The sequence below is a fragment of the Nocardioides sp. NBC_00368 genome (assembly GCF_036090055.1).
GTDB lineage: Bacteria > Actinomycetota > Actinomycetes > Propionibacteriales > Nocardioidaceae > Nocardioides.
Window position 1 is genome coordinate 6,058,222 of record NZ_CP107970.1, and the last position, 26,596, is coordinate 6,084,817.

General features: G+C 70.6%; 28 protein-coding genes. 16 read left to right on the forward strand and 12 right to left on the reverse strand.

What is annotated here, in order from left to right; genetic code table 11:
• Nucleotide 1: 1 nt before the first annotated feature.
• Genes OG984_RS28935 through bioB form a run of 8 tightly spaced genes read right to left on the reverse strand, consistent with a single transcriptional unit; the run spans nucleotide 2 to nucleotide 7,486 of the window.
• Nucleotides 2-409: a Fur family transcriptional regulator gene (locus OG984_RS28935; RefSeq protein WP_328529536.1), complete on the reverse strand. Its 408-nt coding sequence runs from the start codon at nucleotides 407-409 to the stop codon at nucleotides 2-4.
• Entirely contained in the window at nucleotides 396-1,415 is a 1,020-nt protein-coding gene (locus OG984_RS28940) for a metal ABC transporter permease (RefSeq protein WP_328529537.1), read from the reverse strand. The genes OG984_RS28935 and OG984_RS28940 overlap by 14 nt, the downstream gene beginning before the upstream one ends.
• A gap of 3 nt (nucleotides 1,416-1,418) precedes the next feature.
• Nucleotides 1,419-2,243 carry a metal ABC transporter ATP-binding protein gene (locus OG984_RS28945; protein ID WP_328529538.1) on the reverse strand — a complete coding sequence of 275 codons (825 nt, stop codon included), beginning with the start codon at nucleotides 2,241-2,243 and terminating at the stop codon, nucleotides 1,419-1,421.
• Nucleotides 2,240-3,241, reverse strand: a complete 1,002-nt coding sequence (locus OG984_RS28950) for a metal ABC transporter substrate-binding protein (RefSeq protein ID WP_328529539.1) — start codon at nucleotides 3,239-3,241, stop codon at nucleotides 2,240-2,242. The genes OG984_RS28945 and OG984_RS28950 overlap by 4 nt, the downstream gene beginning before the upstream one ends.
• 11 nt (nucleotides 3,242-3,252) lie before the next feature.
• Nucleotides 3,253-3,909 (reverse strand): dethiobiotin synthase, encoded by a 657-nt coding sequence (gene bioD, locus OG984_RS28955; RefSeq protein WP_328529540.1) that lies wholly within the window; start codon nucleotides 3,907-3,909, stop codon nucleotides 3,253-3,255.
• Complete coding sequence (locus tag OG984_RS28960) at nucleotides 3,906-5,024, reverse strand: 8-amino-7-oxononanoate synthase (protein WP_328529541.1); 1,119 nt, start codon at nucleotides 5,022-5,024, stop codon at nucleotides 3,906-3,908. Before OG984_RS28960 ends, bioD begins: the two co-directional genes overlap by 4 nt.
• Nucleotide 5,025: 1 nt before the next feature.
• Complete coding sequence (locus OG984_RS28965) at nucleotides 5,026-6,336, reverse strand: adenosylmethionine--8-amino-7-oxononanoate transaminase (RefSeq protein WP_328529542.1); 1,311 nt, start codon at nucleotides 6,334-6,336, stop codon at nucleotides 5,026-5,028.
• Complete coding sequence (bioB, locus tag OG984_RS28970; RefSeq protein ID WP_328529543.1) at nucleotides 6,317-7,486, reverse strand: biotin synthase BioB; 1,170 nt, start codon at nucleotides 7,484-7,486, stop codon at nucleotides 6,317-6,319. Before bioB ends, OG984_RS28965 begins: the two co-directional genes overlap by 20 nt.
• A 131-nt stretch (nucleotides 7,487-7,617) precedes the next feature.
• On the opposite strand from bioB, the gene OG984_RS28975 reads away from it, so the two are divergent.
• The 3 genes from OG984_RS28975 to OG984_RS28985 are packed head-to-tail and all read left to right on the forward strand — an operon-like array spanning nucleotide 7,618 to nucleotide 9,902.
• On the forward strand, nucleotides 7,618-8,856 hold the full coding sequence (locus OG984_RS28975) for an alpha/beta fold hydrolase (RefSeq protein ID WP_328529544.1): 1,239 nt from the start codon (nucleotides 7,618-7,620) through the stop codon (nucleotides 8,854-8,856).
• Nucleotides 8,857-8,861: 5 nt separating this feature from the next.
• Nucleotides 8,862-9,332, forward strand: a complete 471-nt coding sequence (locus OG984_RS28980) for a hypothetical protein (RefSeq protein WP_328529545.1) — start codon at nucleotides 8,862-8,864, stop codon at nucleotides 9,330-9,332.
• A gap of 24 nt (nucleotides 9,333-9,356) precedes the next feature.
• Nucleotides 9,357-9,902 (forward strand): GrpB family protein, encoded by a 546-nt coding sequence (locus OG984_RS28985; RefSeq protein WP_328529546.1) that lies wholly within the window; start codon nucleotides 9,357-9,359, stop codon nucleotides 9,900-9,902.
• Between the two features lie 38 nt (nucleotides 9,903-9,940).
• Here the strand turns inward: OG984_RS28985 and OG984_RS28990 are convergent, their stop codons facing one another.
• Nucleotides 9,941-10,273, reverse strand: coding sequence for a hypothetical protein (locus OG984_RS28990; protein ID WP_328529547.1), 333 nt, complete (start codon nucleotides 10,271-10,273; stop codon nucleotides 9,941-9,943).
• Nucleotides 10,274-10,314: 41 nt separating this feature from the next.
• Entirely contained in the window at nucleotides 10,315-11,181 is an 867-nt protein-coding gene (locus OG984_RS28995; protein ID WP_328529548.1) for an SCO6745 family protein, read from the reverse strand.
• Between the two features lie 171 nt (nucleotides 11,182-11,352).
• Here OG984_RS28995 and OG984_RS29000 point away from each other — a divergent pair, with 171 nt between their 5' ends.
• The 5 genes from OG984_RS29000 to OG984_RS29020 all read left to right on the forward strand — a co-directional run bounded on the left by OG984_RS29000 (nucleotide 11,353) and on the right by OG984_RS29020 (nucleotide 17,134).
• Nucleotides 11,353-12,753 carry a glycine--tRNA ligase gene (locus OG984_RS29000; protein ID WP_008363819.1) on the forward strand — a complete coding sequence of 467 codons (1,401 nt, stop codon included), beginning with the start codon at nucleotides 11,353-11,355 and terminating at the stop codon, nucleotides 12,751-12,753.
• A 228-nt stretch (nucleotides 12,754-12,981) separates the two neighbouring features.
• Nucleotides 12,982-13,524 (forward strand): hypothetical protein, encoded by a 543-nt coding sequence (locus tag OG984_RS29005; protein WP_328529549.1) that lies wholly within the window; start codon nucleotides 12,982-12,984, stop codon nucleotides 13,522-13,524.
• Nucleotides 13,525-13,561: 37 nt separating this feature from the next.
• The gene (dusB, locus tag OG984_RS29010) at nucleotides 13,562-14,698 is read left to right on the forward strand and encodes a tRNA dihydrouridine synthase DusB (protein WP_328529550.1); all 1,137 of its coding nucleotides are present in this window, start codon (nucleotides 13,562-13,564) and stop codon (nucleotides 14,696-14,698) included.
• 237 nt (nucleotides 14,699-14,935) lie between these two features.
• Entirely contained in the window at nucleotides 14,936-15,835 is a 900-nt protein-coding gene (locus tag OG984_RS29015; protein ID WP_328529551.1) for a mucin-2 protein, read from the forward strand.
• 339 nt (nucleotides 15,836-16,174) lie between these two features.
• Nucleotides 16,175-17,134, forward strand: a complete 960-nt coding sequence (locus OG984_RS29020; RefSeq protein ID WP_328529552.1) for a mucin-2 protein — start codon at nucleotides 16,175-16,177, stop codon at nucleotides 17,132-17,134.
• A gap of 133 nt (nucleotides 17,135-17,267) precedes the next feature.
• Here the strand turns inward: OG984_RS29020 and OG984_RS29025 are convergent, their stop codons facing one another.
• Nucleotides 17,268-18,110, reverse strand: coding sequence for an SDR family oxidoreductase (locus OG984_RS29025; RefSeq protein WP_328529553.1), 843 nt, complete (start codon nucleotides 18,108-18,110; stop codon nucleotides 17,268-17,270).
• A gap of 80 nt (nucleotides 18,111-18,190) precedes the next feature.
• On the opposite strand from OG984_RS29025, the gene OG984_RS29030 reads away from it, so the two are divergent.
• From OG984_RS29030 to OG984_RS29050, 5 genes are read left to right on the forward strand one after another with little or no spacing between them, the layout of a single operon-like run.
• The gene (locus OG984_RS29030) at nucleotides 18,191-18,652 is read left to right on the forward strand and encodes an Rrf2 family transcriptional regulator (RefSeq protein WP_328529554.1); all 462 of its coding nucleotides are present in this window, start codon (nucleotides 18,191-18,193) and stop codon (nucleotides 18,650-18,652) included.
• Nucleotides 18,653-18,674: 22 nt separating this feature from the next.
• Nucleotides 18,675-19,919, forward strand: coding sequence for a deoxyguanosinetriphosphate triphosphohydrolase (locus OG984_RS29035; protein ID WP_328529555.1), 1,245 nt, complete (start codon nucleotides 18,675-18,677; stop codon nucleotides 19,917-19,919).
• A gap of 42 nt (nucleotides 19,920-19,961) precedes the next feature.
• Nucleotides 19,962-20,279, forward strand: a complete 318-nt coding sequence (locus OG984_RS29040) for an ArsR/SmtB family transcription factor (protein WP_328529556.1) — start codon at nucleotides 19,962-19,964, stop codon at nucleotides 20,277-20,279.
• Nucleotides 20,276-20,755: an SRPBCC family protein gene (locus OG984_RS29045; protein WP_328529557.1), complete on the forward strand. Its 480-nt coding sequence runs from the start codon at nucleotides 20,276-20,278 to the stop codon at nucleotides 20,753-20,755. Before OG984_RS29040 ends, OG984_RS29045 begins: the two co-directional genes overlap by 4 nt.
• Nucleotides 20,755-21,384 carry a maleylpyruvate isomerase family mycothiol-dependent enzyme gene (locus OG984_RS29050; protein WP_328529558.1) on the forward strand — a complete coding sequence of 210 codons (630 nt, stop codon included), beginning with the start codon at nucleotides 20,755-20,757 and terminating at the stop codon, nucleotides 21,382-21,384. Before OG984_RS29045 ends, OG984_RS29050 begins: the two co-directional genes overlap by 1 nt.
• 23 nt (nucleotides 21,385-21,407) lie before the next feature.
• Here the strand turns inward: OG984_RS29050 and OG984_RS29055 are convergent, their stop codons facing one another.
• Nucleotides 21,408-22,787: a GntP family permease gene (locus OG984_RS29055; protein ID WP_328529559.1), complete on the reverse strand. Its 1,380-nt coding sequence runs from the start codon at nucleotides 22,785-22,787 to the stop codon at nucleotides 21,408-21,410.
• A 65-nt stretch (nucleotides 22,788-22,852) separates the two neighbouring features.
• Between OG984_RS29055 and OG984_RS29060 the strand changes: the two genes are divergently transcribed.
• The 3 genes from OG984_RS29060 to dnaG all read left to right on the forward strand — a co-directional run bounded on the left by OG984_RS29060 (nucleotide 22,853) and on the right by dnaG (nucleotide 26,573).
• On the forward strand, nucleotides 22,853-23,785 hold the full coding sequence (locus OG984_RS29060; RefSeq protein WP_328529560.1) for a 2-hydroxyacid dehydrogenase: 933 nt from the start codon (nucleotides 22,853-22,855) through the stop codon (nucleotides 23,783-23,785).
• 84 nt (nucleotides 23,786-23,869) lie between these two features.
• Nucleotides 23,870-24,676 (forward strand): carbon-nitrogen hydrolase family protein, encoded by an 807-nt coding sequence (locus tag OG984_RS29065; RefSeq protein WP_328529561.1) that lies wholly within the window; start codon nucleotides 23,870-23,872, stop codon nucleotides 24,674-24,676.
• A 10-nt stretch (nucleotides 24,677-24,686) separates the two neighbouring features.
• Entirely contained in the window at nucleotides 24,687-26,573 is a 1,887-nt protein-coding gene (gene dnaG / locus OG984_RS29070; protein WP_328529562.1) for a DNA primase, read from the forward strand.
• Nucleotides 26,574-26,596 lie beyond the last annotated feature (23 nt).

Here is a 26,596-nt window from a genome sequence, read left to right on the forward strand (position 1 = left end):
ATCAGCGGCAGTCGGTGCAGGTGCCGAAGATCTCCAGGGTGTGAGAGACCTCGGTGAAGCCGTTCTCCTCGGCCATGGTCTTGGTCCAGCGCTCGACGGCGGGGCCCTCGACCTCGACGGTGCGGCCGCACCCGCGGCAGACCAGGTGATGGTGGTGGGTGTCGGAGCAGCGGCGGTAGATGGTCTCGCCGTCCTCCGAGCGCATCGCGTCGACCGCACCGGCCTCGGCCAGCGCGGTCAGGGTGCGGTAGACGGTGGCGAGGCCGACGGCGCCGTCGAGACGGGAGTGGATCTCCTGGGCGGAGTGGAAGCCGTCGTACGTCTCCAGGGCCTCGGCCACCGCGAGCCGCTGCTTGGTGGGGCGCAAGGTGTTCGGGGGATCAGTCGCCACAGGGTCAGTGTTCGTCATAGTGCTCTCCCTCCGCGCCGACGTGCGCCGCGTGCCGGTGCCCGTCGTGGATGTAGTCGACGTGGTCGCCGTGCTCGACCGCGACGTGGCCGCACTTCTCGCCGTGATGGTGCGGGTGCGCCTCGTCGACCGGCTTCTCCTCGGGGGAGGTCTCCGGGAACGGAGCCACGAGCGCCCGGCGGCGGCGCAGCCAGGCGCCGACCGGCCACACCAGGAAGAACCCGGCCAGCGCGACCAGCACGATGCTGGGACCGGGCTGGACGTTGGCGCCGGTGCGCGACAGCACGGCCGCCAGCACCAGGCCGCCGACCGAGGCGGCCAGCCCGGCGCCCATCGCGCCGAGCAGTGTCATCCGGAACGACCGGGTCAGCTGCTGCACGATCGCCACCGGTACGACCATGAGCGCGGAGACGAGCAGCAGCCCGACGGTGCGCATCGCGATCACGACGCTCAGCGCGGCGAGCACCGCGACCAGGATCGAGTAGAACCGCACGGGCAACCCGGCGACCTTGGCGTAGTCGGCGTCCTGGGAGACCGCGAACAGCTGCGGCGAGAGGCCGACGCAGATCACGATCAGGACGACCGCGAGCGCCATCGTCACGAACAGGTCGTCGACCGAGATCGTCAGGATCGAGCCGAAGAGGAACTCCTGGAGCCGGGAGGCACCGGTGCCGGCCAGCCCGGTGACGAAGACGCCGCCGGCGAGCCCGCCGTAGAAGAGCATCGCCAGGGCGACGTCACCTTCGGCGTGGCCGCGCTCGCGTACGACCTCGATGGTCACGGCCCCGGCGATGGCGACGACGACCGCGGTCCAGGTCGGTGAGGTCTGGGTCCACAGGCCGATCGCGACGCCGGTGACGGCGACGTGACCGATGCCGTCGCCCATCAGCGCGAGGCGGCGCTGCACGATGTAGGTGCCGACCGCGGGAGCCGCGATCCCGACGAGGAACGCCGCGATCAGCGCCCGCTGCATGAACGGCACCGAGAAGAGCTCGAGGAGGGTCATGGCCTAGAGCTCCTTCAGCGGGGTCGGGACGGCGGCGTTGGGCTTGGGAGCCGAGGCGTCGTCGCAGTGGACGTGCCCGGCGTCGAATCCCTGGGCGTGGACGTCGGCGTCGGAGAGGGGAGGGCCGTCGTAGGCCTTGCGCCCGTCACGCATGACGACGGCGCGGTCGACCAGCGGGGCCAGCGGCCCGAGCTCGTGGGCGACCAGCACGATCGTGGCTCCGTCGGCCTTGAGCCGGCCGAGCGCCTCGGCCAGGGCGTGCTGGTTGGGCAGATCGACCCCGGCGGTGGGCTCGTCGAGCAGCAGCAGCTCGGGGCGCCCGGCGAGGGCACGCGCGATCAGCACCCGCTGGTGCTGGCCGCCGGAGAGCTGGGCGACTCCGCGTTGGGCGTACGCATCCATCCCGACCACCTCGAGGGCCGCCCGGATCGCGGCCCGGTCGGCGCTGCGCAGCGGGCGCAGCAGCTTGCGGTGGGTGAGCCTGCCGGAGGCGACGACCTCCCACACCGAGGCGGGTACGCCGCCGGTGGCCGTGCTCCGCTGCGGCACGTAGCCGACCCGTGACCAGTCGTGGAAGCCGGCCAGGGCGCGGCCGAACAGCTCCAGGCGACCGGCCGAGAGCGGGTTGAGCCCGACCAGGGTGCGTACGAGCGTGGACTTGCCGGAGCCGTTGGCACCCATCAGCGCGACGAACTCACCGCGCCTGACGGTGAGGTCCACCTCGCGCAGGACGGGGCGTCCGGACAGCGCGACATCCCCGCGCAGGAGCTGCACGGGGACATCGGCGGGGACTGTGCTGTTTCCTGAGCCGGTCCCGGACTTGGTCACTGACAACCGTTGGCCGCCTTCAGGGCGTCGAGGTTCTGGCGCATGAGGGAAAGGTAGTCCTCTCCCTCGGTGTCTGCCGAGAGACCCTCGATCGGGTCGAGCACGGCGCTCTTCAGACCGAGGTCGTCGGCGAGGGTGTCGGCGAGCGCGGTGCTGACCAGTCGCTCGGAGAAGATCGTGGTCACGCCGTGCTCCTTGGCGTGCTCGCCGATCTCGGCGAGCTGGGCCGGGTTGGGCTCGGCGTCAGGGGTCAGGCCGGCGATCGGCTCGAACTCCAGACCGTACTTGTCCAGGTAGCCGAAGGCGTCGTGGGAGACCACGACCTCCTTGATCTTGCACTGCGCCAGGCCGGTCTTGAACTCCTCGTCGACCTTGGTGAGGTCCTCGGTCAGGGCCTTGGCGTTGGCCGCGTAGGTCTCGGCGTTGTCGGGATCGGCCTTGGCCAGGGCGGCGCGTACGGCCTCGGCGTAGTCGGCCATGAGCGCCGGGTCGTGCCAGAAGTGGGGGTCGAGCTCGCCGTGGTCGTGGGCGTCCTCGCCCTCCTCGGCGTGGGCGTCCGCGCTCTCCTCGGCGTGGGCGTCCTCCTCCTCGTGGCCGTGCTCGTCCTCGCCCTCCTCGGCGGGACGGAGGTCGACGGTCTTCTCGACGTCGACCACGGCGCCCTTGACGTCCTGCTCGATGGCGTCGTCGACGGCGGGCTGGAAGCCGTGCTCGGTGAGGATCACGTCGGCACTCTGCAGCGCCGCGGTCTGGTTGATGCTCAGCTCGAGGTCGTGGGGCTCGACGCCCGGCTTGGTGAGGCCGCTGACCTCGGCGAGGTCACCCCCCACCCGCTCCGCGACGAACTCCAGCGGGTAGAACGCGGCCGCGACCTGGACCTTCCCCGAGTCGGAGCCGGAGGCGGAGGAACCGGAGTCGTCGGAGAGAGCGGCACAGCCGGAGGTGAGCAGGAGCGCGCCGGCAGCAAGCAGGCCGGCGGAGCGGGTAGTGGGGGGCATGAGAACCATTCTCAGCTCAGTTGAGAATGGTTGTCAATTCCTTCCGGGATGCCGAAGAGCAGGGGTACGCCGGTCATCCGGGGCAGGTCGATGCGGTTGCACCGTTCGGCCAGCCCTGGGTCGTCCGGCCAGGAGCCGATGATCAGCCCGTCGGGCTCGTGCCCGCGGGCGCGCATTGCGGCCACGGTCAGCTCGGTGTGGTTGAGGGTGCCCAGGCCGGCCGCGGTGACGACCACGAACGAGGTGGCGACGCCCTCGGCGAGGAGTGCGTCGGCCAGGTCCAGGAGGGTGCCGCCGTCGGTGTCGAGGCGCACCAGCAGACCGCCCGCGCCTTCGACGAGGACGAGATCGTTCTCCCTGGTCAGGCCCGCGATCGTGGGAGCGTACGCAGCGACCGCCGGGATCTCGACCCCGGCCCTGCGGGCCGCGGTGTCCGGCGCCAGCGGCTCCCCGAGCCGGGTCAGCTCGTGGACCTCGATCCCGGTGAGCCGGTGGACCTCGGCGGCGTCGCAGTCGCCGTCGTCGGTGCCGGTCTGGACCGGCTTGACGACCGTGACCTTCTCGCCGTTCGTGCGCGCCCGGGAGGCCAGGGTCGCGGTCGCGACCGTCTTGCCCACGCCGGTGTTGGTGCCGGTGACGATCACGACCCGGCCGCTCGATTCGGTCATCGTGCCTCACCCACGATCGTGTCGATGGCCTTGACCGCCCGGTCCCAGTCCTCGTCGGTGACACCCGCTCCCGCGGTGACCCGCAGCCGGGAGACCCCGTCGGGGACCGACGGTGGACGGAAGCAGCCGACGCGTACGCCCTCGGTGAGCAGGTCCGCCTGTGCGGCGACCGCCGCCTCGGGCGAGGGCATCGGCACCGACAGCACCGCGCCGGCGGGCGCCGGCACGCCGAGCGTCGCCGCCAGCCCGGCGACGCGGGCGCGGATGGTCTCGGCCAGGTCGAAGCGCAACCTGGCGACCCGAGCCGCGGCCAGCGCCGCGGCCGCGGCGGCGGGAGCCAGGCCGGTGTCGAAGATGAACGGCCGGGCGGTGTTGACCAGGTGGTCGAGGACGGCTCGTGGTCCGAGCACCGCCCCGCCCTGGCTGCCCAGGCTCTTGGAGAGCGTCGCGGTGACCAGCACCTCGGGGCGACCGGCGAGACCGTGGCGGTGGACCAGGCCGGGCCCGTGCACGCCGACCCCGTGGGCCTCGTCGACGACCAGCAGCGCGTCGTACGCCGCGCACACGTCGGCGAGCTCGGCCAGCGGTGCCTCGTCGCCGAGCACCGAGTAGACCGACTCGGCGAGCACGAGGCTGCGGACACCGGGCCGAGCGGCCAGCGCCGCCTGTACCGCGGCCACGTTGTTGTGCGGCACGACCGTGAGCTGGGCCCGGGAGAGCCTGACCGCGTCGATCAGCGAGGCGTGGATGTGTGCGTCGGAGACGACATGGGCGTTCCGGTCGGCCAGGGCGCCGACGACGGAGAGGTTGGCGTGGTAGCCGGTCGAGAAGGTCAGCGCGCCCGGCTGCCCGAGCCAGTCGGCGAGCTCGTCCTCGAGCTCTCCGTGCAGCGTCAAGGTGCCCGTGACCAGCCGGGACGCCCCCGCGCCGCCGCCCCAGAGCATCGCCGCGTCGGCCGCGGCGCGACGTACGTCCGGGTGTCTCGACAGGCCCAGGTAGTCGTTGCCGGCCAGGTCGACGACGCTGTCGTCAGGCCCGCGCGGCCGTAGCCGCCGGGTCAGCCCGGCCTCCTCCCGAGCGGCGGCCGCCTCGTCCAGCCAGCTCTGCCAGCCCATCTCAGGCCACCTCCGCGGCCGCTGCGACGGCTCGGCAGATGTGGGCGAGGTCGTCCGCACCGGTGACGTAGGGCGGCATGGTGTAGATCAGGTCGCGGAACGGCCGGATCCAGACACCTTCGCGCAGCGCGGCGTCGGTCGCCTTCGCGACATCGACGGGGTGGTCGAGCTGGACCACGCCGATGGCGCCGAGGACGCGTACGTCGCTCACACCCGGCAGGTCAGAGAGTGGGGAGAGGCCGGTCGAGAGTGCGCCGGAGACCCGGGCCACGTCCTGCTGCCAGCCCCGTGCGGTCAGCAGGTCGAGCGAGGCCAGAGCCACCGAGCAGGCGAGCGGGTTGCCCATGAAGGTCGGCCCGTGCATCAGCACGCCCGACTCGCTGCGCGAGATGGCGTGCGCGACCTCGGAGGTGGTCACCACCGCGGCCAGGGTCATGTAGCCGCCCGTCAGCGCCTTGCCGAGGCAGAGGATGTCGGGCGTGACCTGCGAGGACACGAAGAGATCGCCGGTGCGGCCGAATCCGGTGGCGATCTCGTCGAAGATCAGCACCAGCCCGTGCTCGTCGGCGATCTCGCGGAGCACGACCAGGCAGCGGTCGTCGTAGACCCACATCCCGCCGGCGCCCTGGAGGCGTGGCTCGAGGATGATCCCGGCGAGCTCGTCGGCATGGTCGGCCGCCAGGCGGCGTACGCCTTCTGCCCACGCTTCCACGTCCCCGCCCGGGGCCGGGGGACGCTCGGCGAAGACCTGCGGTGCCAGGACCTCGGTGAACATCGAGTGCATCCCGCCGACCGGGTCGCACGTGCTCATGCAGCCGAAGGTGTCGCCGTGGTAGCCGCCGCGCACGGTCAACAGCCGGGTACGGTCCGGGCGCCCGCGGCCGCGCTGGGACTGCAGCGCCATCTTGATCGCGACCTCGACGCTCACCGAGCCCGAGTCGGCCAGGAAGACGTGCTGCAGCGGCTCGGGGGTGATCTCCACGAGCCGCCGGGCGAGGTCGATCGCGGGGGCGTGGGTCAGGCCGCCGAACATCACGTGCGCCATCCGGCCGGCCTGGTCGGAGAGCGCGGCGTCCAGCTCGGGCACCCGGTAGCCGTGGATCGCCGACCACCACGACGACATCGCGTCGACGATCTCGAGGCGCTCGCCGTCGTGGTCGGAGAGGTGGAGACGTACCCCCTCGGCGCCGGTGACGAGCCGCACCGGCGCCGGGTCGGTCATCGAGGTGTACGGGTGCCAGAGATGCTCGCGGTCGAACGCGAGCAGGTCGGACGCGCTCCCGAGGTTCCGATCAAGCGTTGGCAGCGACATCGGTTCCCGCTCCACGACGCCGGATCACCGGGCCGTCCTGCTCGTCGTGACCGCCGCAGGCCCCGGCCGAGCCGCAGCCGTCGCCGCAGCTGCTGCCGCAGCCACCGGTCAACACCCGACCGGCCGCCTTGGCGCGGTGCTCCTCGATCAGCTCGCCGAAGGCGGTCTCGTCCATGCCGAGGATGATGAAGCCGTTGTCACGCAGCATCTCCAGGTCGGCCAGTGCGTCCTGACCCTCGGAGGTCAGGTAGTCGCCGAGGAAGATCGAGTTGGCGACCTGCAGTGCGGTGGCCTGAAGCGAGCGCAGGTGCATCTCGCGGCCGCCGGCGATCCGGATCTCCTTGTCCGGGCAGACGAACCGCGCCATCGCCAGGATCTTCACGCAGCGCGTGGGGGAGAGCTCCCAGGTGTTCTCGTACGGCGTCCCGTCGAACGGCATCAGGAAGTTCACCGGAATCGAGTCTGCGTCGAGCTCCTTGAGCGCGAAGAGCGCCTCGACGAGCTGCTCGTCGGTCTCGCCCAGACCCGCGATCAGGCCCGAGCACGGCGAGAGGCCGGCCTCCTTGGCCTTGCCGATGGTGTCGACGCGGTCCTCGTAGGTGTGGGTCTGGACGATGTTGTCGTGGTTGGACTCGGCGGTGTTGATGTTGTGGTTGTACGCATCCACCCCAGCTGCCTTGAGCCGCTCGGCCTGCCCGCCCTTGAGCAGCCCGAGGCAGGCGCACACCTCGACGCCCTCGTGAGCGTCCTTCAGGGCCGAGGTCATCTCGACGACCTTGTCGATGTCGCGGTCCGAGGGCCCGCGGCCCGAGGAGACCATGCAGACCCGGGTGGCGCCGCCGCGCAGCCCGGCGCCGGCCTGCTCGAGGGTCTCGTCCTTGGACAGCCAGGAGTACTTCAGCACCGGCGCCTGCGACCCGAGCGCCTGGCTGCAGTAGTTGCAGTTCTCCGGGCAGAGGCCGGACTTGAGGTTGACCAGGTAGTTCACCTTCACGGTGTTGCCGAAGTGCTCGCGCCGCAGTCGCCCCGCCGCGGCGACGACGCTCATCAGCTCCGTGTCGGACGTACGCAGCACCGCCAGCGCGTCGTCGGCGGTCGCGGCCCCGCCGGACAGGATCCGGTCGGCTAGCTGGTCGAAGGCTGTCGTCATGCGGGGCGTCTCCTCGGGATGGCTACCTGAACGTCGTTCAGTTGAACGGTGTTCAGGTTAGATCCGGTGGTCGGGCTTGTCGAGACCAGTGCCCGGATCGGGTCTTGCGGCGCGTTGTCTAGGATCGGCGCGTGCACATCGAGACGATCCCCGGACTGGTCCTGATCGAGCACGAGATCGAGGTGCCGTTGGACCATCTCGGTGGCGGGTCCGAGACGCTGACCCTCTTCGCCCGCGAGGTGCGTCGTCCGGGCGATCGCGACGACCGCGACGCGCTGCTCTTCCTCCAGGGCGGCCCGGGCGGGGAGAGCCCGCGCCCGATCGACCTTCCGATGGTGCCGGGATGGCTGGAGCGGGCGCTCAAGGACTACCGGCTGATCCTGCTCGACCAGCGGGGGACCGGGCGGTCTACGCCCCTCACCGCGATGACCGGGATGAGCCCGCAGTCGCAGGCTGACTACCTGTCCCACTTCCGCGCCGACTCGATCGTCGAGGACGCCGAGCTCCTCCGGCACCACCTGGGCATCTCCCGGTGGTCGCTGCTGGGACAGTCCTTCGGTGGCTTCTGCTCTCTGCGCTACCTCTCGGCCCACCCCGAGTCGCTGCGCGAGGTGCTGTTCACCGGGGGAGTGCCGCCGGTCGGCCTGCCCGTCGACGAGATCTACGCGGCGACCTTCGCCCGCACGATCGAGCTCACCGAGCGCCACTACGCCAGGTTTCCTCGGGACCGCGACCGGATGCGCGCGCTGGTCGAGCGCTGCGACGCCGGCGAGATCCGGCTCCCGCACGGTGGCCCGCTCTCCTCCCGCCAGGCGCGGTCCCTCGGCAACCGGCTCGGCATGACCGGCGGCTCCGAGCAGATCCACTACCTCCTCGAGCGCGACCCGGCGGGCCTGGGGTTCGGGCACGAGGTCGCCTCCCTGCTGCCGTTCAGCGGCCACTCGCCGCTCTACGTACTCATCCACGAGGCGTGCTACGCCGACGGCCAGGCGACCCGCTGGGCCTCCGCGCGGGTCCAGCCCGCGGCGTACGAGGAGGACCCGACCCTGTTCACCGCCGAGCACCTCTTCCCGTGGCATCTCACCGAGGACCCGCTCCTGGCGCCGTTCGCCGAGGCGGCGGATCTCCTCGCCGAGCGGGAGTGGCCGAGCCTCTACGACCCGAGCGCGCTCGCCGCCGTCGATGTCCCGTGCGCCGCGGCGGTCTACTACGACGACCCCTACGTCCTGCGCGAGCACTCGCTGGCCACCGCCGAGCTGGTCCCCACCCTGCGCCCGTGGATCACCAACGCCCATCTCCACAACGGCGTCCAGGTCGCCCCCGACGAGGTCCTGGACCGCCTCATCGGCATGGTCCGCGGGCGGGTCTGACCGCCATGAACCTTCCTGTGGCGGTCATCCGCACCACGTCTTTCGCGCTCACCATGGCGCTCGGCGCTCTCGCCTATCCGCTGCTCGCCGCGTTGGCCTACGTCGGCCTCCTGGTCGCCTCCGCGGTCGGCGACCTCGGGCTCGGTGGCCCGCTGGCCGGTCCGGTGCTGGTGCTGCTCGGTGCGCTCGCCGGCGTCGTCTGCGTCGCGATCGGAGCGCCTGCCGCGATCGCCGCCCGGGTCCTGGGCGGCGGCAGGGGCGTCCTCGCGGGGGCCGCCGTCCTGATCGCTCTCGCAGGAGGCGCCACCTGGCTCGCGTGGTTGGTGTTCGACCTGGCGGGCCGGCCGTGGGCCGTCGCCGCCGCCCTGATCGCGGCCTCCGCGCCGGCCGCCCTGATCCTCGCGCTCTCCGACACCGTCGCCGGCCGGGTCACGCGCCTACCCGCACGGACCCCGGCCTCTGCCGGTCACGCCTGAGCCGGACCTGTCAGACTCTTGTCCGTGGGCATCGAGGTGACGGCGTACGACCCCGGTTGGCCGATCCGGTTCGAGGAGGTCGCCGAGACCCTGAGGAGGGCCCTGACCGACGGACCGGAGGCGAGGGTCGAGCACGTCGGCTCGACATCGGTCCCCGGCCTCGCGGCCAAACCCATCCTCGACATCGACGTGATCGTCGCGCCGGAGGACGTCCCCGCAGCGGTCAAGGCGCTCGTACGCATCGGCTACCGGCACCGGGGCGATCTCGGCGTCGTCGGCCGCGAGGCCTTCTTCGCGCCCGACGACGACCCGGTGCGCCACGTCTACGTCTGCGCCGCGGGCACGCTCAACGTACGCAACCACCTCGCCGTCCGTGAGGTCCTGCGCAGCCGAGACGATCTCCGCGACGAGTACGCCGCGGTGAAGCTCGCCCTGGCCGCCGACCCGGACATGGACATCGACACCTACCTCGCCCGCAAGTCCGACGTCCTCCAGAAGATCCTGGCCGTCTCCGACCTGACCGACGCCGAACGCCGCCAGATCCTCTCCCTCAACGACCCGAGCCGCTGACGCCCCTGCGACCCGCACGGCGACATGACCGTGTGCAGTCAGAGGCGAAGGGCATGGGCAGCCATCCGGTAGGCGACGGCGGCTGCCTCGGGGTCGTGCAGCGAATCGTCGACGAGGGCCACCTCGGCGTGGGCGCGGATGCTCTCGGCAGGGTCGGCGGCGATCAGGTCGGCGCAGAGGCCGGCGACCACGCTGGCGGAGTCGTGGTCGTCGAGCTCGTCGAGGACGTTGCCGAGGTCGAGCAGCATCGCGGCCTCCTCGAAGATCTCGCGCAGGGTTTCCTCGTCGACGTCGACCTCGGGGCGTGCCGCTGCGACGCCGGCCAACTCGAGGATCGGTGCGAGCCGGGGATCGAGGTCTTGCATCGCCATGGTGCCCAGCATGATCCCCCGGATTCCGGTCGGCAACGGGGTTAGTCGAGGTCGTCGAGGTTGAGGCCCATCGGCGACTGGCCGGGGATCTCGCCGGAGGCGACGACGGCCTTGGTCAGCGGGCGCAGCAGACCGATGAGCTCCTCGACCTCGGCCCCCTCCAACGACGCGTACGCAGCGGCAGCGAGCTCATCGGTCGTCGACTCGATCCCCGCCTTGGTCTCCCGCCCGACATCGGTGAGGGAGCGGCCGTCGTCGGTGACGAGACCGCGGGAGCGCAGCCCGGAGACGAGGGAGGTCCACTCCGTCTCGTGGATGTTGCGGGAGGTGGCGTAGACCGACGGGGAGAGGCCGGTGGCGAGGGCGTGGAACACGTGGGACTCGCGGCCACCGATTCCGGCCGAGAGCAGGGCGGAGACGTGACCGTCGCCCCGGTGCTCCCGGAGCAGCGTGGCCGCGTCCCAGAGGAGGGTCAGCGGGTCCTCGGCGACAGGGAGCGAGCGCAGCGCGGCGTACAGCGGCCGGCCTTCCAGTGGGGCCGAGAGTGCGGCCCGCGAGGCGAGCGAAGCGGCCCGCGCGACGTCGTCGGAGTCGGCGAGCGGGCCGAGCTGACGGCGGAGCGCGGCGACGGCGCCGACGCGCCGGGCCTCGTGCGCGGCCTCGGGCGGCGCGAACCCCCACGCGTCGGGCAGCGCGCGGGAGACGTGGGAGAAGGCGAAGTTGTAGAACACCGCATGAACCACCTCGGCCGGAACCGGCCCGAGCGGGGCGGACCGAGCCGCGAAGTAGCCCATCCAGTAGCCGCGGTAGCCGGCTTCCTTGAGCAGGGCGATCGGCTCGGGTGAGAAGTAACCCACCGCATGGATCGGCTCGAGCAGCTTCCACAGGCGACGCGCGTTCGGTTCCATGGCTGACGACGGTATCGGCACCGGCTCGAGACTCCGAGCGATTTGCTCCGGCGAATTGGCCCACCGGGCGGCGTACATAACAAGATGACGCCACGGATACGATTTCCTCATCCCCCTCAACACCGGGGCCCGGCAGCCGGCCGGGCTCACCTCGAGCAGAGAGCATTCATCGTGGCAAAGCCGCCAGCATCGACCCTTGACCTCGTCGTCTCCCTCGCCAAGCGGCGCGGATTCGTCTTCCCCAGCGGCGAGATCTACGGCGGCACCCGGAGTGCCTGGGACTACGGCCCCCTCGGTGTCGAGCTCAAGGAGAACATCAAGCGCCAGTGGTGGAAGGCGATGGTGCAGCAGCGCGACGACGTCGTCGGCCTCGACTCCAGCATCATCCTGCCGCGCCAGACCTGGGTCGCCTCGGGCCACGTCGAGACCTTCAACGACCCGCTGGTCGAGTGCCAGTCGTGCCACAAGCGCTACCGCTTCGACCACCTCCAGGAGGAGTACGCGGAGAAGAAGGGCATCGCGGACCCCGACTCGGTCGACATCAACGAGGTCGTCGCCTGCCCCAACTGCGGCACCCGCGGCGCCTGGACCGAGCCGCGCGAGTTCTCCGGCATGCTCAAGACGCACCTCGGTGTCCTCGAGGACGAGAGCGGCCTCCACTACCTGCGTCCCGAGACCGCGCAGGGCATCTTCGTCAACTTCGCCAACGTGGTCACCTCGACCCGTCAGAAGCCCCCGTTCGGCATCGCGCAGACCGGTAAGAGCTTCCGCAACGAGATCACGCCGGGCAACTTCATCTTCCGCACCCGCGAGTTCGAGCAGATGGAGATGGAGTTCTTCGTCAAGCCGGGTGAGGACGAGGAGTGGCACCAGTACTGGATCGACGAGCGCACCCGGTGGTACACCGACCTCGGCATCAACCCCGACAACCTGCGCCACTACGAGCACGCCCAGGAGAAGCTGAGCCACTACTCCAAGCGCACCGTCGACATCGAGTACCGGTTCAACTTCCCGGGCAGCGAGTGGGGTGAGCTCGAGGGCATCGCCAACCGCACCGACTTCGACCTCGGCACCCACATGAAGCACTCCGGCCAGGACCTGCAGTACTTCGACCAGGCCAACAACGAGCGCTACCTGCCCTACGTCATCGAGCCCGCGGCCGGTCTGACCCGTGCGCTGATGACCTTCCTCGTCGACGGGTACGCCGAGGAGGAGGCCCCCAACGCCAAGGGCGGCGTCGACAAGCGGGTCGTGCTCCGCCTCGACCACCGGATCGCGCCGGTCAAGATCGCCGTGCTCCCGCTGTCCCGCAACGAGGCGCTGAGCCCGAAGGCGAAGGCCCTCTCGGCCGAGCTGCGCCAGAACTGGGCCGTCGACTTCGACGACTCCCAGTCGATCGGCAAGCGCTACCGCCGCCAGGACGAGATCGGTACGCCCTACTGCGTCACCGTCGACTTCGACACCCTCGAGGACAACGCGGTCACCATCCGCGAGCGCGACACCATGAAGCAGGAGCGGATCCCGCTGGAGGGCGTGAGCCGCTACTTCGCCGAGCGGCTGATCGGCGCCTGAGCGAGACCGTTACCGCGTCGTAGACGTTGCATGGGGCATCCTGCCGCACGATTTCCCAGATGAGTGGGGCAGGATGTCCCCATGCAACGAGCGGGGTCCGTACTCGCCGCATCCGTGACGGGTGCGGTCATGGCCATGTCAGTGATGGGGTGCAGCGGCACCGCGCCGAGGTCGAACGCGCCCAGGGCATCCGAGAGCCCCTCCGCCTCCGCGTCAGCCTCGCCCTCCGTGTCGGCCGAGCCGTCCCCCGGTGCGCTCACCGAGCCCGGGGCCGACCGCAAGCTCGGTGAGACCGCAACGGTCGAGTGGGCGCCCAAGGAGGGCATCGACGGCAAGCTCTCGATCACCATCGCGCGGCTCGAGTCGACCTCCTACAAGCAGACCTTCTCCGGCTGGAAGCTCGACGAGGCGACGCTGGAGCGCGCGCCCTACTTCGTACGCGCCACCATCAAGAACGAGGGCAAGACCGACCTCGGGGGCTACGACGCGCCGCTGTGGGGTCTCGACGGCGAGGGCAACCTGGTCGAGGCCGCCGCGTTCAAGGAGCCGTTCAAGCCCTGCGACGGGAAGACCTTTCCCAAGCCGTTCGCTCCCGGGGCCACCGTCAATGTCTGCCTGGTCATGCTCGTCCCGGACCAGGGCAAGCTCGTCGGCGTGAGCTTCCGTCCCTACGAGGAGTTCGACCCGATCACCTGGGAGGCCGACCCGGTGCCGTACGTCGCGCCCAAGGCCTCCGCGAAGCCGAGCTCGTCGGCGTCGTCCTCCTCCTGATTTTCCGTACGTCGTGCCCTGACCGGACAATGGACCCATGTCCCTTCCCGGCCCCCTCCGCCTCGGCAGCCTGACCGTCGACACCCCTGTGGTGCTCGCGCCGATGGCCGGTGTCACCAACGCCGCCTTCCGGCGGCTGTGCGCCGAGCAGGGCGCGGGCCTCTACGTCTGCGAGATGATCACCTCCCGCGGCCTGGTGGAGGGCGACCAGCACACCAAGGACATGCTCGTCTTCGACGAGGCCGAGACCGTACGCAGCGTGCAGCTCTACGGCACCGACCCGGTCTACGTCGGCAAGGCGACCGAGATCCTCTGCGCCGACTACGGGGTGGCCCACGTCGACCTCAACTTCGGCTGCCCGGTGCCCAAGGTGACCCGCAAGGGCGGCGGGGGAGCGCTGCCCTACAAGCGCGGTCTGCTCGGCGAGATCCTCGAGCACGCCGTGCGCGCGGCGGAGCCCTATGACGTACCGGTGACGATGAAGACCCGCAAGGGCATCGACGACGCCCACCTGACCTACATGGACGCCGGCCGGATCGCCCAGGAGAGCGGCGCGGCCGCGATCGCGCTGCACGGGCGTACGGTCGCTCAGGCCTACTCCGGCACCGCCGACTGGGACGCCATCGCAGAGCTGAAGGCCTCCGTCGACATCCCGGTGCTCGGCAACGGCGACATCTGGGAGGCGGCCGACGCGATCCGGATGGTCGAGGAGACCGGCGTGGACGGTGTCGTCATCGGCCGCGGCTGCCTCGGCCGCCCCTGGCTCTTCCGCGACCTGGTGGCCGCGTTCGCCGGTGAGGCCGTCAACGTGCTGCCGAATCTGGGCGAAGTGACCGACATCATGCGGCGCCATGCCGAGCTGCTCTGCGAGCACATGGGCGAGGAGCGCGGCTGCAAGGAGATCCGCAAGCACATCGCGTGGTACCTCAAGGGCTTCGGCGCGGGTGGCGAGCTGCGCCGGACCCTGGGCCTGGTGAACAGCCTCGCCGACCTCGACGAGATGCTCGGCAAGCTCGACCGGAACGAGCCTTTCCCCTCGTCACAGCTGGGTGCGCCGCGTGGGCGACAGGGTGCGCCGCGCGACAAGGTGGTTCTTCCGGAGGGGTGGCTGGACGACGCCGACGGGCGTGGCTGCGGGTTCGCGGAGAACGTCTCGGAGACCTCCGGCGGCTGAGGCTCCAAGGCCGGGTTTCAGGGGTCCGGAGAGGCGTTTCGGGGCTTCGGAATCAGTCGCCCGACAGGTACAAAACAACGCAAAAACTCGGCAACGGAATTGGAATACCCCCTGTCGTGTGTGTTGTACTCATTGCCGTGCCGAGCCCCCACCAGCACAACTCTCGACGGGTTTCCTCCGTTGAAACCATGGGAAACGCTCGCGCACAGACCATGTAGTCGAGCAAAGGAATTGCGTGTGGCCGGCAGCCACAGAGGCGACACTCGGGCCGTCCGTAAGACCAAATCAATAGTTGCCAGCGCAGGGGTCGCGGTCCTCGCGACAGGCGTCGCAGTCGGCACCGGAGCCGCCTTCGCGGAGCCGACCTCCCTGATCGCCAAGAACGCAGGCGCTTCCGTCTCCTCGACCAAGACCAACGTGCCGAGCACCCGTGACGACGCGCGCGTCGCCGGAGATCGCCGGGAGACCGTCGTCAGCCGTAACGGAGGCGACCGCGAGTCGGTCTCCTCGGTCGAGGAGCTGACCAAGGGCCCCGAGCAGGTCGAGACCGGCACCGCCAAGGCGGTCAAGCGCTGGACCACGGAGACCCTCAACCTCTGGTCCGCCTACGGCAAGCACGCTGCCCAGGCCGGTGAGATCGAGGCCGGTGAGCTCGTCTACGCCACCGGGCGCACCGAGTCCGGCCGCGACGAGATCCTCGTCGACGGCGAGGTCGCCTGGGTGACCACCGGCAACCTCAGTGACGAGAAGCCCGAGACCACCGGTGTCGCGGCCGGCATCAGCACCGCCGCCTGCGGGGACTCCTCGGTCGAGAGCGGCCTGGTCTCCGACGCGGTCACCGTCTACCGCGCGGTCTGCAACGCCTTCCCGGAGGTCGCCTCCATCACCGTCGGCGGCTGGGACGACCACGGCGAGCACTCCTCGGGCAAGGCGCTCGACTTCATGGTCGACAAGGCGCTCGGCGACGCGATCGCCGCCTTCCTGCAGCAGTACGCAGCGGAGCTCAACCTCTACGACATCATCTGGTATCAGCGGATCTGGACGCCGGTGCGTGCCTCGGAGGGCTGGCGCTACATGGAGGACCGCGGGTCCGCCACCGCCAACCACTACGACCACGTCCACGTCTCCACGAATTAATCGCGATTGCTTCGCAATTCGCGCAGCGCTTTCGCTTGACCCTCGTCTTCCTCCGCTGCGCTCGTCGCTTCGCTGCGTCCAGACGAGGGGCGCTCCAGCGCTGGATGCGAGGTTGTCGGCCCGGGCTACAACAGCCCGGGCCGACCTGCGTTCTCGGTCGTCCGGCCGGTTAACAACATCGCAAAAGTCTCCGGACGAACGTGGGATACCCCCACAGGTGTGTGCTTGACTCGGTGCCCCCCACGTAGTCGAGCGAAGGATTGCGCAGTGGCCACCAGCCACAGAGGCGATTATCGAGCTGTCCGTAGAACCAAGAAAGCCGTCGCGACCGCAGGGATCGTGACGTTCGCGACCAGTGGAGCGGTGGCCGCCGGGACGGCCGCGGCGAACCCCGGCATCGTGATCTCCGAGGTGGAGGAGAGATCCGGGCTCCGGCTTCCCTCGCCGGCCGATCGCCGGATCGAGGCCAGGGCGGAGGCGAAGGCGAAGCTTCCGGCGCTGCCGACGACCCGCGAGGACACCCGGATGTCCAGCGACCGTCGCGAGCTCAGCGGCCGGGAGACGACGGTCAGCCGCAGCGGCGAGCGTGGGGCGGGCACCACCACCCACGTGCTGAGCGAGGTCGCGACGATCGAGTCGCTGGTCGAGCGGCCGACGTCGGTCAGCGGTGGTGCCCAGAAGGCGGTGCTGCGCTACGTACAGGAGGACGTCACGGTCTACGCGTCGTACGGAAAGCGCGCCAAGGAGCTCGGCGAGCTGGAGCTCGGCCGGGCGGTCTACTACACCGGACGCGACGAGGGTGGCCGCCAGGAGATCGTCCTGGAGGGAAACCCGGTGTGGATTCCCGCCGGCAACCTGGGCAGGACCAAGCCGGAGCCGCCGCCCGAGCCGACCCCGACACCCTCCCCGTCGCCCTCCGAGGAGGCCCCCGCCGGGCTGGACTTCTCCGCGTGCGGCGACTCCTCGGTGGAGAACGGTCTCGTCCCTGACGCCGTCGACCTCTACCGCGCGGTCTGCAACGCGTTCCCCGCGGTCGCCTCGGGCACGACCTACGGCTACGACCCGCACGGCGAGCACATCGACGGCAAGGCGCTCGACTTCATGACCGACGACAAGGAGCTCGGCGACGCGATCGCCGCCTTCGTCCAGGAGCACGCCGCCGAGCTGAACATCTACGACATCATCTGGTACCAGCGCATCTGGACCCCCGTCCGGGCTGACGAGGGTTGGCGCCCGATGGAGGACCGCGGCGACCCCACCGCCAACCACTACGACCACGTGCACGTGGCGGTCAGCTGAATGCCGAGTCGGCGCATCTGTCTCGTCGAGAACCGCCGAGTCGGCGCATCTGTCCCAAGGTGCTGGGACAGTTGCGCCGACTCGGCGTCGTGCGGTGGGACAGATGCGCCGACTCGGTGGAGGGTCTGGCGGCTCAGATCAGGGCGCTCAGCGGGGTCGGCGTACGACCACCGATCTTCTCGACGACGTCGGTGACGGTGGCGAGCTTGCCGAGGCGGGTGGCGGTGCCGAACGAGGTGAACAGCGGGGCGATGAAGTCCGGGACCCCGGCGGAGACGAGACCGGTGGTGTAGGCCTCGTCGTCGACCTGGACGACCTCGACCGGGTTGCCGGACTGCTTGGTGGCGAGCTCGGCCAGGTCGGTCGCGGTGTAGGCGTGAGGGCCGGTCACGTCGTACGCCTTGCCCTCGTGTCCCTCGCTCGTCAGCACGCCGACGGCGACCGCGGCGCAGTCCTCGCGGGTGACGTAGGCCGCGCCACCGTCGCCGAAGTTGGTGACCAGCCGTCCGCTCGCGGCGGCCTGGGCGACGGAGTCGACCTGCATGTCGGCGTAGAGGTTGTTGCGCAGCATCGTCCACGCCAGGCCGCTCTCGCGCAGCGCGTCCTCGGTGGCGGCGTGGTCGGCGACGACACCGGCAGGGTTGTCCGGGGTCGGCTCGGAGATGGAGGTGTAAGCGATGTGGCGTACGCCCGCCTTGGCGGCGGCGTCGATGGCGTTGCGGTGACCCTCGACGCGGGCGCCGACGACATCGGTCGAGATCAGCAGGACCCGCTCGACGCCGGCGAAGGCGTCCACCAGCTCGTCGGGCTTTCCGAAGTCGGCGGCACGTACGTCGGCACCGCGCTCGGCGTAGTCGGCGAGCTTGGCGGGGTCGCGGGTGAGGAGCACGACCTCGGCGGAGTCGACGGTGTCGAGGAGCTGGTCGGCGACGAGACGGCCGAGCTGGCCGGAGGCGCCGGTGATGGCGATGGTCATGGAGGAGTCCTATCTGTAGTCACGGTGATGACGGTTCTTCAAATGTAGTCATAATGATGGCAATAAGGCAAGATGGGGGTATGGCCAGTCCGACGAACACCCGTTTCGCGGTGGCGGTCCATGTCCTGACCTACCTCGCCTCGGGCGCGGCTGCCGGGCGCACGACTCCGGTCAGCTCCGACGAGCTGGCCGCGAGCACTGCCGTCAACCCGGTCCATGTGCGCAAGGTCCTCGGGCCTCTCCGGGCCGCCGGTCTGGTCCGGTCGCGTCCCGGCGCCCACGGGGGATGGGAGCTCGCCGCGGATCCCGGTGTCGTCAACCTCGCCCTGGTGTGGCAGGTGCTGCAGGGAGACGATCCCGTGCTCGGCATCCATGGCCCGAACCCCGCCTGCCCGGTCGGCGCCAGCATCCAAGGAGTGCTGACCGACCTCGATCGCCGGGTGGCCAAGGCCGTCCTGGTCGAGCTCGAGGGCATCTCGCTCAACGACATCCTCGACGACTCCGGCTTCGACCCGGCGGACTTCGCTGCGTTCCTGCCATGAGTCAGCGATAGCCTCTCGGACTGTGGAGCTATACGGGGCCGCTGACCGCGAGCGCATCGTCGCCGAGCCGCCCAAGCGGGTGGCCGCGCCGGAGCGTACGCAGTTCGAGCGTGACCGCGCCCGCGTGGTGCACGCCGCCTCGACCCGGCGGCTGGCGGCGAAGACGCAGGTCGTGGGGCCGCAGGCCGACGACTTCGTACGCAACCGGCTGACCCACTCGCTCGAGGTCGCCCAGGTCGCGCGGGACCTGTCGCGTGCCCTGAACGGGCCGGACTCGCCGCAGCCCGACATCGCCGAGACCGCGGCCCTGGCGCACGACCTCGGTCACCCGCCGTTCGGCCACAACGGCGAGAACGTGCTCGCCGAGAAGGCCAAGGGCATCGGTGGGTTCGAGGGCAATGCGCAGACGCTGCGGATCCTGACCCGCCTGGAGGCGAAGACCTTCGACGCCGACGGCCGCTCGGTGGGGCTCAACCTCACCCGGGCGACGCTGGACGCGTGCACCAAGTACCCGTGGGGATTCGGTGAGCGGAAGGGCGCGAAGTTCGGTGTCTACGAGGACGACCTGCCGGTCTTCAGCTGGCTGCGCGCCGCGGATGCCGGGCAGCGGCAGTGCGTCGAGGCGCAGATCATGGACCTCTCCGACGATGTCGCCTACTCCGTCCACGACGTCGAGGACGGCATCGTCGCTGGGAAGATCGACCTGGCCCGGATCGACCTCGACGGCGTCGCCGAGACGGTCGCCGACTGGTACGTCCCCGGCTTCGACCGCGCTCTGGCGCTCTCGACGATCGCCGATCTCCGCGCCGCCGGCTGCTGGATCGCCGAGGGTGCTGCGTACGACGGCTCCCGACGTTCTCAGGCGATGCTGAAGAACCTGACCTCCGACGTCATCGGCCGGTTCTGCGGGGCCGTGAAGGAGGCGACGTACGCCGCCGGCGGTGGACCCTATGCCCGTTACGGTGCCGACCTGGTGGTGCCGGAGCGGACCCGCCTGGAGATCGCGCTGCTGAAGGGGATCGCGGCGCACTACGTGATGCGCACCGACGAGCGGGCCGCGAAGATGGACCGTCAGCGTGGTGTTCTCGGTGAGCTGGTCGAGCACCTCGTCGACACCGCGCCCGCCGACCTCGACCGGCAGTTCGCCGACGACTGGCGCGAAGCGGGGGACGACGCCGCCCGGCTCCGTGTGGTGATCGACCAGGTCGCCTCACTCACCGACATCACTGCGCTCGCCTGGCACGAACGGCTCTGCCTGCGGTCGTGAGTGCCATTGCGGTCACCACATTTAAGCGTTACCTTAAATGTCGTGACCGATGTCTGGTACGCCGTCTCCGACTCCACCCGCCGCCAGGTCCTGGCGCGGGTGGCCGCCGACCCGTGCTCGGTGGGGGAGATCGCCGACGCGCTGCCGGTGAGCATGGCCGCGGTGTCCCAGCACCTCAAGGTCCTGCGCGAGGCCGGCCTGGTGTCGATGACACCGGCCGGCCGGCGGCGGATCTACCAGGCCCGGCTCGAGGGCCTGGCCGAGTTGCGCGCCGAGCTGGACACGTACTGGACCCAGGCGTTGCATTCGTTCAAGCAGGTGGCTGAGGCCAGCTACCGGGCAGGGAAGGAGCAGCAATGAGCATCACCCGTGAACCCACCTCCGTCGACCTGGAGATCACCGTCGACGTACCGGTCGAGCACGCCTTCAAGGTGTTCACCGAGGACTTCGACCGGATCAAGCCGCGCGATCACAACATGCTGCCTGTCGAGATCGCCGAGACGGTGCTCGAGCCGCAGGTCGGCGGCCGCGTCTACGACCGCGGCGTCGACGGCAGCACCTGTCAGTGGGCCCGCGTCCTCGTCGTCGAGCCGCCCCACCGGCTGGTGATCTCCTGGGACATCACCCCCGACTTCAACCTCGAGCCCGACCCGGCCCGGTGCAGCGAGGTCGAGTTCAGCTTCACCTCGGTGGGACCCGAGCAGACCCGCGTACGTCTCGAGCACCGGCACCTCGACCGGCACGGTGCCGGGTGGCAGGGCTGGCGGGACCGGGCTGCGGGCGACAGTGCCTGGGGGATCTACCTGGAGCGCTTCCGGGCCCTCGCCGAGGCCTGATGAAGGTCGACCGGACCGCGCTCGCGACCGCCGAGCGGCGCGACCTCGCCGACTTCCTCGAGACCCTGACGCCGGAGCAGTGGGACCACCCCTCGCTGTGCAGCGGGTGGACGGTCCGCGACGTCGTCGCGCACCTGATCAGCTACGAGGAGGTCGGGCTGGTCGGCTTCATCGGCCGGTTCGCGCGCCAGGGGTTCAGCTTCGGCACCATGAACCAGCGCCGGCTGGAGGAGTTCGGGGCCCGGACCTCCGGCGAGCTGGTCGCCTACGTGCGTGAGCACGCGAAGCCGTCGGGGCCGACGGCGGTGGCGGATGCCCGGATCGGGCTCACCGACGGCCTCATCCACCACCAGGACATCCGTCGCGCGCTCGGGAAGCCGCGCCGGGTCCCGGCCGAGCGGCTCGTTCCGGTTCTCGGCTTCGCGATGATCGCCCCGCCGCTGCCGGCGAAGCGGAACGGTCAGGGGCTTCGGCTCGTGGCCAGCGATCTCGACTGGTCCCACGGAAGCGGTGCGGAGGTCACCGGCCCGGGCGAGGCGCTGCTGATGGCGGTCTGCGGACGCTCCGATGCGCTCCCGGAGCTCGCCGGTCCGGGGCTCGCGACCCTGGCGAGCCGGGTGCAGGGCTAGGCCGTGTCTTTGGGAGACACGGCCTAGACGACCAACCAGAGCGCCGAGGCGATCACGAAGACCGAGAGGCCGAGGGTGGTCTCCAGGACCGTCCAGGTCTTGAGAGTCGTGATGACGTCCATCCCGAAGAACCGGCTGACCAGCCAGAACCCGGAGTCGTTGACGTGGGAGAGGACGGTCGCGCCGGCGGCGATGGCGAAGACGAGCAGGGCGATGTCGAAGCTGCCGAGGCCGGCCGCGGCCACCTGGGCGGAGATGAGACCGGCGGTGGTGGTCAGCGCGACCGTCGCGGAGCCCTGGGCGACCCGCAGCAGGGTCGCGATGAGGAACGCCTGCACGATGAGTGACATGCCGAGGTCCGAGAGCGAGGTCGACAGCGCCTCCCCGATGCCGCTGGTACGCAGCACGCCGCCGAACATCCCGCCGGCGCCCGTGATCAGGATGATCGCGCAGATCGGCCCGAGCGCCTGGTCGAGGATCTCGCTCGCGCGGCCGATCGGGAAGCGCCCGGGCGCGAGCACCAGGATCGCGACCAGAACGGTGATGAGCAGCGCGATCGGCGTCTGACCGATGAGCACCAGGACGCTGGCCCAGGTGGCGTCCTCGCTGACCGCCCCGGCCGCCTGCAAGGTGGTGACGACGGTGTTGAGGCCGATCAGGACCAGGGGCAGGGCCAGGAGGAGGACGACGGTGACGAAGGCCGGGGTCGTGGCCTCGTTCTCCGAGGTGCCGTCGTCGATCGCGAAGACGTTGGTCGGCTCCGGGTCGAACCGGGCACCCAGTCTGGTGCCGACGAGGTAGGCGCCTGGAATCCAGGCCAGGACGGCGACCGGTACGCCGATCAGCAGGGTCAGACCGATGTCGCCGCCGAGCTCGGTGGCCGCGGCGACCGGACCGGGGTGGGGTGGCACGACCGCGTGCATCGCCGCGAAGCTGCCGGCGGTGGGCAGGGCGTAGACGAGGATCGAGCCACCGAAGCGTCGCGCGACCGCGAAGATGATCGGCAGGAAGACGACCAGGCCGGCGTCGAAGAAGATCGGGAACCCGAAGATGAGCGCGGCGACACCGAGCGCGAGCGGCGCCCGCTTCTCGCCGAACACACCGATGAGCGTGTCGGCCAGCACCTGCGCCCCGCCGGTCACCTCCAGTAGCCGTCCCAGCATCACCCCGAACGCCACCAGAAGCGCCACCGAGCCGAGCGTCGCGCTGAAGCCGGTCAGCATCGCGGCCGGGACGTCTGCGACCGGGATCCCGGCGGCGACCGCGGTCACCGCGCTGACCAGCACGAGCGAGATGAAGGCGTGCAGCTTGACCTTGGCGATCAGGACGAGGAGTACGGCCACCGCGACCGCGGCGATCAGGAGCATCACCCATGTGGGGTGTGCCGGTGCCAGCGGATCCATGGCGGTCACCCTAGCGACGCGGTGTGATCGAGGTCACCCCTCCGGGGGTATGAGAGTCTCCCGGTGTGAGCGATCCACTCGTCTGGCTGCCCTTCGACCCCACCGAGCTGGGCGAGGTGCCCCGCGGTCTCCGCTTCGAGCTCTTCGACCACACCCGATTCGCCGGCTCCCATGTGGAGGTACCGGACTCGGTCGGTGAGGTGGCCTTCTACCTGCCGCCCTACATGCTCGGGTCGCGGATCTTCGACGTGGTCAGCCAGATGAAGTCGCTCCAGGTCGTGCAGCTGCTCACCGCGGGGGTCGACGCCGCCCGTGGCCACATCCCCGAGGGAGTGACCCTGTGCAACGGCCGAGGCATCCACGACACCTCGACCGCCGAGCTCGCCGTCACGCTGATCCTCTCGTCGCTGCGCGGCATCCCTGGTCACGTACGTCATCAGGACGAGCACGCCTGGCGGCCGGGGTGGTTTCCGTCGCTGGCGGACAAGCGGGTCCTGATCGTCGGCTACGGGGCGATCGGCCGCGCCATCGAGGCGCGGCTGCTCCCGTTCGAGACCGAGGTGGTCGGGGTCGCGCGCACCGCCCGGGACGGCGTCCACGGCTTCGACGAGCTCGGCGCGCTCGTGCCCGAGGCCGACGTGATCGTGCTGGTCACGCCGTTGACGGATGAGACCCGTGGCCTGGTCGACAGCGAGTTCCTGGGCCGGATGAAGGACGGCGCGCTGCTGGTCAACGTCGCCCGCGGTGGTGTGGTGGCGACCGACGACCTGGTCGCCGAGCTCGCCACCGAGCGGATCCATGCCGCCGTCGACGTCGCCGAGACCGAACCGCTCCCGGCCGACAGCCCGCTGTGGAGCTCGCCCAACCTGCTCATCACCCCGCACGTGGGCGGCGCCTCGAGCGCGATGTGGCCACGCGCCTACCGGGTCGTCCGCGAGCAGCTCGAGCGGTTCGCTGCCGGGGAGCCGTTGGCGAACGTGATGTCGGGGGACTACTGAGATAGTCCAGGGAGTTTCGGTCGGTTACTGACCGGTAGAGCGACGGAAACTCCCTGGACTATCCCGCCGGATAGGGTCGACAACATGCTTCGCGTGGCAGTCGTCCAGGAGACAGCGGTTCCAGGTGATCTGATCGCCAACGTCGAGACCGCGGCGGGCCGGGTCCGCGAGGCGGCCGCGAGGGGTGCTCGGCTGGTCGCGCTGCCGGAGACGTTCACCACCTCGTGGGACCTGGACGTCTTCGACGGTCCGCTGCCCACGCTCGACGACACCGGCTGGCTCGCTCCGGCCCAGGCCGCGGTGGACGAGACCGGCGCGGTGCTGGTGCTCAACTCGCCCCTCGCCCGGGCTGGAGACGGCCGAAGGGCGATCACCACCCTGGTCATCGCGCCGGGGGAGGAGCCGGTCGCGGCGTACGACAAGCAGCACCTCTACCCGCCCGAGCGCGAGCGCTTCGAGCCCGGCGAGCACGGCACGACGGTCGAGATCGACGGCGTCCGGGTCGCCCTGTCGGTCTGCTACGACGCCAACTTCCCCGAGCACGCCGCCGCGGCCGCCGCCGACGGCGCGATCCTCTACCTCAACACCGGCGCCTACTTCCCCGGCGGCGGTCACCGGCGCGACCTGCACTACGCCGCCCGGGCGCTGGACAACTCGATGTACGTCGCCTTCGCCGGCCTCGTCGGCGGGCCGCTCGACCTCATCGGCGGCTCGGCCGTCTACGACCCGCTCGGCCGGCCGATCGAGCGCCTCGACGACGCCACCCCGGGCATGGTCGTCGCCACGATCGACCCGGCGGAGGTGGCGCGGGTCCGCGACGACCAACGGATGTGGGCCGACCACCGGGCCGACCTCGGCCGGCGGCGTACCCTCTCCGTCGCCGCCCCGTAGGATTCACCTCGTGGCGGGCCGCATCAAGGAGACGAGCATCCAGGAGGTGCGCGAGAAGGCGCGCTTGGACGACATCGTCTCCCAGTACGTCACGCTGCGCCGCGCGGGGCCGGGGACCTACAAGGGCCTGTGCCCGTTCCACGACGAGAAGTCGCCGTCGTTCAACGTCAACCCGAGCCGTGGGTTCTACAAGTGCTTCGGCTGCGGCGAGGGCGGCGACGTCATCGACTTCGTGATGAAGCTCGACGGGCTGAGCTTCTTCGAGGCGGTCGAGCGGCTCGGCGACAAGGTCGGCGTCCAGGTCCAGCGCGAGGAGGGCGACGAGGCGCCGGTGCGTCGGGGTCCCGGCCGCGGCAAGCTGGTCGAGGCCCACAAGGTGGCCGCCGAGTTCTACGCCGAGCAGCTGCTGACCCCGGATGCGGTGGTCGCGCGGCAGTTCCTCGCCGAGAAGGGGTTCGACCGCGACGCCGCGTCGCACTTCGGCGTCGGGTTCTCGCCGCGCGGGGGAGAGGACCTCTACCGGCACCTGCGTGCGCGCGGGTTCTCCGACGAGGAGGTCGTCACCGCCGGGCTGGTGGCGCAGGGGCGGTCGCACTACGACCGGTTCCGTGGCCGGCTGATGTGGCCGATCCGGGAGTCGGGCGGCGACGTCATCGGCTTCGGTGCGCGCAGGCTCTTCGACGACGACCGCATCGAGGCGAAATACCTCAACACCTCCGAGACGCCGATCTACAAGAAGTCCCACGTCCTCTACGGCATCGACCTGGCCCGCAAGGAGATGGCCCGCACCCGCGAGGCGGTGATCGTGGAGGGCTACACCGACGTGATGGCCTGCCACCTCGCCGGGATCACCACCGCGGTCGCCACCTGCGGCACCGCGTTCGGCGACGACCACGCCAAGGTGCTGCGCCGTTTCATCTCCGACGACCAGCAGCTGCGGGGCGCGGTCGTGTTCACCTTCGACGGAGACGCCGCCGGCCAGGCCGCGGCGCTGAAGGCGTTCAAGGGCGACGGCAACTTCACCTCGCAGACCTACGTCGCCGTCGAGCCCGACGGCCTCGACCCCAACGACCTGCGGATCAAGAAGGGCGACGAGGCGGTCCGCGAGCTCCTCGCGAACAGGGTCCCGCTCTACGAGTTCGTCCTCCGCAACGTCGCGTCCAAGTACGACCTCGACCGCGCCGACGGCCGCGTCGACGCCCTTCGCGAGGCGGCCCCGCTGGTCGCCTCGGTGCGCGACGAGTCCAAGAAGATGGGCTTCACCCGCGACCTGGCCCGCTTCCTCGGTGTGGACCCGGACGAGGCCGCCAGAGAGGTACGCCGCGCCGCCGGTCGCCCGGCGCCCCAGGCCGCTCCGCCGCGGCGTGAACCCGCCTCCGCCCCCACCGAGGCACCTGCGGCGCCGCGCCGCCCACCCATGCCGCACCCGCGCGAGCCCCGCTTCACGGTCGAGCGGGAGACCCTCAAGCTCTTCGTGCAGCACCCGGTCGCCCTCGGGCGCACCACCAGCGAGATCACCCCCGAGGCCTTCACCCACCCGCTCTACCGGGCGCTGTGGGAGATCATCGCCGGCCTCGGTGGCCCCGGTGCCGGCACCGGTGACGCCGGCTGGGCCCAGAAGCTCAGCGCCGCCGCCTCGGACCCGCTCGTCAACCGCATCCTCGCCGAGCTCGCCGTGGAGCCGATCCCGTCCGCGAAGGAGCCCGACTCGGCGTACGTCCTGCAATATGTCGTACGCCTCCTGGAGCTCCTCGACCAGCGCCGCATCGCCGACGTGAAGAGCCGTCTGCAGCGCTCCGACGCGGCCGCAGACCCCGAGGCCTACAACCGTCTTTTCGCCCAGCTCGCTGCTCTCGAGCAGCACCGTCGAGGCCTGCGCAACCTGGTCGCCGAATGAGGGCCTCCCGATTTCCGATCGCC